This is a genomic window from Bradyrhizobium sp. P2_E8 (assembly GCF_056403875.1).
Genome location: NZ_JBFUES010000353.1, coordinates 1 through 6,890 on the forward strand (window position 1 = coordinate 1; position 6,890 = coordinate 6,890).

Sequence of the window (6,890 nt, forward strand, 5' to 3'; positions counted from 1 at the left end):
GCTTTGGGGGAACGGGCCACGGGAACCTCCGCAATTCGTGATCTGCCAACCGATATAAATCGCATCCGATTAAATCGGAAGAGCTTGACCGGCGGATGCGGCGGGTTTATTTCAACGCGCATCCGATTAGATCGGATACGATCTATATCAACCCCGAAAGGACCCCGCCATGTCATCCGCTGCCAAGCTTCTCTTCACCGGCAAGACCCACGTCACCTCAGGCTCCGACGGTGCCGCGCGCTCCAGCGACGGCTTCCTCGACATCAAGCTGGCGCAGCCGCATCCGGCCGCCGAAAACCTGTTCGCCGCCGCCTGGTCGGCCTGCTACCTCGGCGCGCTCGGGCTCGCCGCCGCCCAGCGCAAGGTCAAGCTGCCGAGCGAGCCGTCGGTCGACACCGCGATCGACCTGAACAATGCGAACGGCGCCTTCTTCCTGCGCGCCCGTCTCGACGTCAGCGTCCCCGGCGTCGACCGCGCGGTTGCGCAGGAGCTGATCGAAGCCGCGCACGGCATCTGCCCCTACTCCAAGGCGGTGCACGGCAACATCGAGGTGACCACGACCCTGGTCTGAAGCGACACGACGCGGGAACCGGCCGAAAGTCGGCCGGCCCCGCGCGGTGCGATCAATCCAGCGACCACACGGAGCCGACCATGAGCCATCGCCTTTTCCCAGCCGTACGTATCCTCGCCAGCGCCGCCCTGCTTGCCGCAAACCTGTTCACCCTGCCGGCAGCGGCGCAGCCGGCCGGTGTCACGCGCACCGACCTCCAGCGCCACGATCTCAGCGCGCCCGGCCGCGAAGCCGTGCAGGTGCGCGTCGACCTCGCCCCCGGTGTTGCGTTCGGCCGGCACACCCATCCGGGCGAAGAGATCATCTACGTGCTGGCGGGCGCCATCGAATACGCCGTCGAAGGCAAGCCGCCGGTGACGCTGAAGGCCGGCGACGTGCTGTTCATCCCGGCTGGCACGGTGCATGCGGCCAAGAACGTGGGCACCGCGGCCGCGAGCGAGCTTGCGACCTATATCGTCGCGAAGGACAAGCCGCTGCTGACGCTGGTGAAGTGAGACCGGCCATCTTCGATTGACCAGATCGGTATATCTGACTAAAGTCAGATATATGCTCGATCCCGTCTCCCGCGTCCGCCGCTTCAACCGTGCCGTCACCTCTGCCGTGGGCGCGCTCGATACCTCGTTCCTGGGGCGCGGCCGGCCGCTCGGCGCGGCGCGCGTGCTCAACGCGATCGGGCACGGACGTTCGGACGTGGCCGAGATCCGCGACTATCTCGGGCTCGATTCCGGGCTGATGAGCCGGCTGCTCCGCAGCCTCGAGGACGAAGGGCTGGTCGAGACCACGGCGCATGAGGACGATGCCCGCCGCCGCGTGGCGAAACTCACGCGCACGGGCCGGCGCGAGTTCGCAGCCTACGAGGCGCTGTCGAATACGCAGGCCGAGAGCTTCCTTGCGCAGCATTCGCAGCACGATGCGCTGCTCGCGGCGATGGACATGATCGCCTCCGCGCTGACGCGCGAGCGCATCGCGCTGGAGGAGATGGATCCACGATCCGAACAGGCACGCTATTGCCTCGGCGAATATTACGCGGAGCTCGGCCGCCGCTTCAAACAGGGCTTTGACGTTTCGCTGTCGCGCGACCCCGATGCCAAGGACATGCGCCGCCCGCGCGGCGCGTTCATCGTCGCGATGTCGGATACGCTGCCGATCGGCTGTGTCGGGCTGAAGGGAACCGATCACGGCTATGCCGAGATCAAGCGGCTGTGGGTCGCCCCCGCCGCGCGCGGATTGCGGCTCGGCCGACGCGTGATGGACGCAGCCGAGGACGCGGCGCGCGGGCTCGGCGTCGAGCTGCTGCGGCTCGACACCAACAGCGCCCTCCCCGAGGCCGGCCAGCTCTACCGCAGCACAGGCTGGAGCGAAATTCCGCGTTTCAACGACGATCCCTATCCGGACCTGTTCTTCGAAAAGCGGCTGTGATGCCGTGATGGATCGTCAAGTGGTCCGCGTCGGGCGCACGACGATCTCGTTTACGTCGACGTCATCGGGCTGCGCGCCGAAGCTGCGCGCGCTGATCGAGCACGTGCAGCGTCGCGGCTGAGCCTCACGCCGCTACGGCCGCCGCCTGCCCTTGCGGTTTCGCGAACGGGCGGAAAGTCATCGCCATCAGGAAGGCGCCGAGGCCCATCGCACTGGAGGCGATATAGAGCCAGGCGTAGCTCGAGAACGCATCGTAGATCAGGCCGCCGGCGAGCGGTCCCGTCGCCATGCCGAGGCTGCCGGCCATCGCGGTGCCGCCGATCACCGTACCCATCATGCGCAGCGGAAAGTTTTCGCGCACCAGCACCGCGTAGAGCGGCATGGTACCGGCATAGATGAAACCGAAGATGGCGCCAACCGCGTAGAAGGTCGCGAGCTGATGCGCGAAGACGTAGGCGAGCGCGCCAAACGCCTGCAACAGGAGGCCCGTGACCAGCACGCGCTTGGCGCCGAAGCGATCGCCGAGGAGCCCGAAGGCGATGCGACCGCCCATGCCGGCAAACCCCTCGATGCTGTAGATCGTCACCGCCGCGATCAGCGGGATGCCGCAGCTCACGGCATAGCTGACGGTGTGGATGATCGGGCCGGAATGGGTCGCGCAGCAGAAGAAATTGGTCGCGAGCAGGATGAGGAATTGCGGCGAGCGCAGCGCCTCGCCCAGCGACATCTCTGCCTGCGCGGCGTCCTCGCCCGACGGCACCGGCATCGCCTGCGCGAGCGCTGGCGGTCGGCGCACCAGCAGCGACACCGGGATCATGATGGCGCCGACCACCAGCGCCACGATCTGCATCGAGGTGCGCCAGTCATGGCTGGAGACGAGCCAGGCCGCGAGCGGCGACATCGTCATCGGCGCCATGCCCATGCCGGCCGACACCAGCGAGACCGCGAGGCTGCGATGGGTGTCGAACCAGCCGGTGACGGTCGCCATCATCGGCGCGAAGATCGCCGCGCAGGAGGCGCCGACCAAGAGGCCGAACACGAACTGGAACGCAATGAGCGAGGTCGCATGGCTCGCGGCGAACAGGCTCGCCGCCAGCACCGTCGATCCCGTCAGCACCACCGGCCGCGGCCCGAACCTGTCCGTCGCGGTACCCCAGGCCATGCTGGTGAAGGCCATCGCCAGAAAGCCGATCGTCATGGCGCTGGAGATGCCGGTCACCGACCAGCCGGTGTCCTTGGCGATCGGCTGCAGGAACACCGGCAGCGAAAACATGCCGCCGATCGCGACACAGCCAAGCAGGCCGCCGGCGGCGACGATCACCCAGCGATAGGGGGACGAGTTCATGTTCCTTGTCTCCAGTCAGTTTGTCTGAGTGAAAGACGAATKGGCTTGGCGCGGGCCGACAGGCGACGGTACTTTAATTTTCCGGCGACCGCGCCGCCGGCGCGCGGTTCCGCAAGCGCCGCCTCCGGTGCGGCCGATCGATCGGAGATCATCGTCCTTGAAGGAACGTCCGCGCGGCGCCATCGACCAGGCCTGGTCGCGCGGCGGTGGCGCAGGCCTGCTCGACGCACCGACTCGCGCGCAGGATGCTCTGCTCGGCGAACATCGGCCCCACGATCTGCAAGCCGATCGGCAGTCCCTCGACAAATCCGCACGGCACCGAGGCGGCGGGTTGGCGCGTCAGGTTGAACGGCCATGTCAGCGGCGTCCAGTCGAACCATTGCGGGAAGCGCGCGGCGTCGGGCGTATCGATGCCGGCCGCGAAAGCGGTGATGGGAACCGTCGGCGTCAGCAGCAGGTCGTAGTCCTGATGGAACGCCTGCATCTGCTGGCTCAGCGCGCGCATCTCGACATGGGCGGCTTGCAATTCGCGCGCGGACAGATCCTGGGCCGCGATGATCAATCGCAGCAGGCCCGGATCGAGCGCTGCCAGCTGCGCGCCGGTGAAATCACGCACCAGCGCGGCGTGCGACGCGCCCCAGATCACTTCCAGCGCATGCTGCGCGCCGGACAGATCGAGAGCAACATTCTGCACGTCGGCGCCTGCCTCCACCAGCGCGTCGATTGCCGGCCGCATGCCGGCCACCGCGGCAGGGTCGGCGACCGCAAAGCCGAGATCGGGCGACCATGCGATCCGCAGGCCCGCAACGCCGCGGTCAAGGCCATCGAGATAATCGATGCCGCGATGGGGAATGGCAAAGGAATCACGCGGGTCCGGGCGCGTGAGCACGTTCAACAACAGCGCACTGTCGGCGACATCGCGCGACAGGCCGCCATAGACCGCGAGCGTTCCCATGACGCCGGGGAGGTTCGGCACCACGCCATAGCTCGGCTTCAATCCGAACACGCCGCTGAACGCCGCCGGGATGCGGATGGAGCCGCCGCCATCGCCTCCGGTGGCGAGCGGGACCACTCCGGCCGCCACCAATGCGGCCGAACCGCCGCTGGAGCCGCCGGGCGTGCGGGAAATATCCCAGGGATTGCGGGTGATGCCGGTCAGCGGGCCATGGGTGATGCCCTTCCAGCCAAATTCGGGGGTCGTCGTCTTGCAGAAGAACACGGCCCCTGCCTCGCGCAGCCGGGCGACACCGGGCGTATCCTGCGTGCTGGGCGCGGCCGCAGTGGCGCGGGAGCCGATGCGCATCGGCCAGCCCGTGACCTGCGCGGTATCCTTGATCGCGACGGGCACGCCGTCGAGCGGCCCGAGCGGCGTTCCGCGACGCCAGCGATCCGCGGACTCTGCCGCCAGACGCCGCCCCTGCGGCTCGTCCAGCAAGCACACCGCGTTCAGGACGGGATCGACCGTGCGCAGCCGCGCCAGGGTCGCGTCCAGCACATCGACCGGCGACAGATCGCCCCCGGCGAAGCGCCGGGCCAGTTCACGGGCGGAAAGCCAGTTCAGATCATCAGACATGAGGCATGCTTGGCGCATGTTCTGGCGCGAGGAGAAGCCTTCGCGCGTTTTGGATCATCGCCTGCAAGTCATAAACCAACTATCGATCAGCCGACCATGCAATTTTCAAGGAGACCGCATTCCAAGGAAAGCCCTTGCGCCCACGGGTTCCTGCGGCGGCACGAGCACCCGCGCCGCACATGAACGAGTTGAGGCTTTTGCGACCTGCCAACAAAAACTTTGAAAACAACCCCATGCACAGTAGGCGGGCGCTGCGGGATCAATGACTTACGATGCCGGTCACCTGCGATGCCGATCACTTGCCAGTCCCTTCCGATGCGAAGCCGCGATTTGACTCGTCGGGCAAGACACCGGCATCGTGTCATGATCCCGCCAAGGCCATCGCATCACCCCAGCTGAGCCCGCCTGGCGCCGCGCCGCCACGCGGTGACGGTGAGCCAGATCGCCGAGACCAGGAAGTAGAGCGCGCCGACCCCGGCATAGCCGGCGACATTCGTGATCGACGGGGCCGCGGGCATCGCGGCTTGAGCGATGAAGAAGCCGCCTGCCAGCGCCGATTGGCCACCACTGAGCGCCATGGCCCACTGCGCGCCAAAACGCCTCCAGCGCCGGATTGCCGTCCCGAGCTGCAGCAATCCGGACAGGATCGCCCATGCACCGAACACGCCGAGCACCCAGTTCATGCTGACCTGCAAGGCAAGGATGACCGCGACCGTGGTCGCCAGACTGACCAGGACGTTCAGAGCCTGGGTGCGGTTCTGGCTGAGCCCACCGCTGCGCAGCGCATCGAGCCAATTGGCCGCGGCGTCCCAGGCAGGATAAGCGATGAGCAAAGCTCCGGCGACCGGCGCGGAGGACTGACCGATGGCGAGCGCAGCGGCGACCCAGGCGACGGAAAACCCCGCGCGCGCGAAGTAGTACAGCTTCAGCCATTGCGCCTGATCGGCCAACGCGGAATCCAGCTGATGATGGTCTTTCATGATCGTCTCCTTACCTACTAGTTGGTAGTTTCTCGAGCGAAGCGAAGTCGCCGTGACGCAGATGTCTCGCAGCTTGTGTGATTGTCGGGCTCTTCGGATGGATCTCAGCGCGTCGCGGACAGCCGCTCCAGCAGCGGCCGGGTGATGACACCGAACATCTTGGGATCGCCATAGGCGCGCGCCGACAGCATCGCGCCATGAACGGTCGCCATGAATCCTTCGGCCTCGACCCGCGCGGTGCCGGCGAGTTGCAGTCGCCCCTGCCGCTTGCCGCGCTCCATCACCGAGGTCAGCCAGGATGCCAAGGCGCGGAAGTGCGCGCGGACTTCAAGCGCCACCTCCTCGGGCAGCAGCGGGAGCTCGCTGGCAAGAAGCGCACAGACACAGAAGGGAGCCGTCGCGTCCTTGATGCACGCCTCCCAGTAGGCGAGATAGCTTTTGAGCTGCACGCCGGGGTCCGGGATATTGCGCTCGATTGCGGAGAGTCCCGCCGCGGCCTCCTCGCGATAGCGCGATACGAGGGTGCGGACCAGATCGACCTTGCTGGCGAAATGGTGGTGGATGCTCGGCTTGCGGATGCCGACGATGTCGGCGATGTCGGCGTAACTGAAGCCGTTATAGCCGCCGGCAATGATCAGCGTGCGGGCGCAGGCCAGAATGTCGTCGGCGGTCGAGGAAACGTTGGTCATGACCAGTTAGCTACCTTCCAGTTGGTAGGGCGTCAAGAACCGGGTGCTTCAACCATCCGTGAGTGGTAGGAGCGTGTATGACCATCCGCCCCCTCGTCCGCTACCCCGACCGCCGGCTCGCGATGCCTGCCCGCCCCGTCGCCGCATTCGACGACCAGCTCCGCGAGCTTGCCGCGGACCTGCTCGAGACGATGCGCGCCGCGCCGGGCATCGGCATCACGGCGCCGCATATCGGCGTGCCCTTGCGCGTCGTGGTGCTCGAGCTCGACGCCAAGGACGGCCCGCAGACCTATGTCAATCCGGAGATCACATG

8 protein-coding genes are annotated in these 6,890 nt (G+C 66.9%); 4 read left to right on the forward strand and 4 right to left on the reverse strand.

The features are described 5' to 3' along the window. Positions 1-169: 169 nt before the first annotated feature. The 3 genes from AC1D00_RS20045 (at position 170) to AC1D00_RS20055 (ending at position 1,990) form a co-directional block, all read left to right on the forward strand. Positions 170-571 (forward strand): Ohr family peroxiredoxin, encoded by a 402-nt coding sequence (locus AC1D00_RS20045; RefSeq protein WP_028171032.1) that lies wholly within the window; start codon positions 170-172, stop codon positions 569-571. An 80-nt stretch (positions 572-651) separates the two neighbouring features. Then, positions 652-1,065, forward strand: a complete 414-nt coding sequence (locus tag AC1D00_RS20050; RefSeq protein WP_477011853.1) for a cupin domain-containing protein — start codon at positions 652-654, stop codon at positions 1,063-1,065. A 52-nt stretch (positions 1,066-1,117) separates the two neighbouring features. Further along, positions 1,118-1,990 (forward strand): bifunctional helix-turn-helix transcriptional regulator/GNAT family N-acetyltransferase, encoded by an 873-nt coding sequence (locus tag AC1D00_RS20055; RefSeq protein WP_477011854.1) that lies wholly within the window; start codon positions 1,118-1,120, stop codon positions 1,988-1,990. A 124-nt stretch (positions 1,991-2,114) separates the two neighbouring features. Here AC1D00_RS20055 and AC1D00_RS20060 read toward each other — a convergent pair whose 3' ends face one another. The 4 genes from AC1D00_RS20060 to AC1D00_RS20075 form a co-directional block, all read right to left on the reverse strand. Next, entirely contained in the window at positions 2,115-3,335 is a 1,221-nt protein-coding gene (locus AC1D00_RS20060) for an MFS transporter (RefSeq protein WP_477011855.1), read from the reverse strand. 148 nt (positions 3,336-3,483) lie between these two features. After that, positions 3,484-4,908: an amidase gene (locus tag AC1D00_RS20065; RefSeq protein WP_477011856.1), complete on the reverse strand. Its 1,425-nt coding sequence runs from the start codon at positions 4,906-4,908 to the stop codon at positions 3,484-3,486. Positions 4,909-5,294: 386 nt separating this feature from the next. After that, a complete protein-coding gene (locus AC1D00_RS20070; protein WP_477011857.1) occupies positions 5,295-5,888 on the reverse strand; it encodes a DUF308 domain-containing protein in 594 nt (197 codons plus the stop codon). Between the two features lie 104 nt (positions 5,889-5,992). Beyond that, positions 5,993-6,577, reverse strand: coding sequence for a TetR/AcrR family transcriptional regulator (locus AC1D00_RS20075; protein WP_477011858.1), 585 nt, complete (start codon positions 6,575-6,577; stop codon positions 5,993-5,995). Positions 6,578-6,654: 77 nt separating this feature from the next. On the opposite strand from AC1D00_RS20075, the gene AC1D00_RS20080 reads away from it, so the two are divergent. Continuing rightward, positions 6,655-6,890: peptide deformylase (locus AC1D00_RS20080; RefSeq protein WP_477011859.1), on the forward strand; the 236-nt coding region annotated here is incomplete at its 3' end.

What these genes read in the sequence shown, in the direction of transcription:
- AC1D00_RS20055 (WP_477011854.1), top strand. Translation starts at nt 1,118, where the DNA reads ATGCTCGATCCCGTCTCCCGCGTCCGCCGCTTCAACCGTGCCGTCACC.
- AC1D00_RS20065 (WP_477011856.1), bottom strand. Translation starts at nt 4,908, where the DNA reads ATGTCTGATGATCTGAACTGGCTTTCCGCCCGTGAACTGGCCCGGCGC.
- AC1D00_RS20050 (WP_477011853.1), top strand. Translation starts at nt 652, where the DNA reads ATGAGCCATCGCCTTTTCCCAGCCGTACGTATCCTCGCCAGCGCCGCC.
- AC1D00_RS20070 (WP_477011857.1), bottom strand. Translation starts at nt 5,888, where the DNA reads ATGAAAGACCATCATCAGCTGGATTCCGCGTTGGCCGATCAGGCGCAA.
- AC1D00_RS20075 (WP_477011858.1), bottom strand. Translation starts at nt 6,577, where the DNA reads ATGACCAACGTTTCCTCGACCGCCGACGACATTCTGGCCTGCGCCCGC.
- AC1D00_RS20045 (WP_028171032.1), top strand. Translation starts at nt 170, where the DNA reads ATGTCATCCGCTGCCAAGCTTCTCTTCACCGGCAAGACCCACGTCACC.
- AC1D00_RS20060 (WP_477011855.1), bottom strand. Translation starts at nt 3,335, where the DNA reads ATGAACTCGTCCCCCTATCGCTGGGTGATCGTCGCCGCCGGCGGCCTG.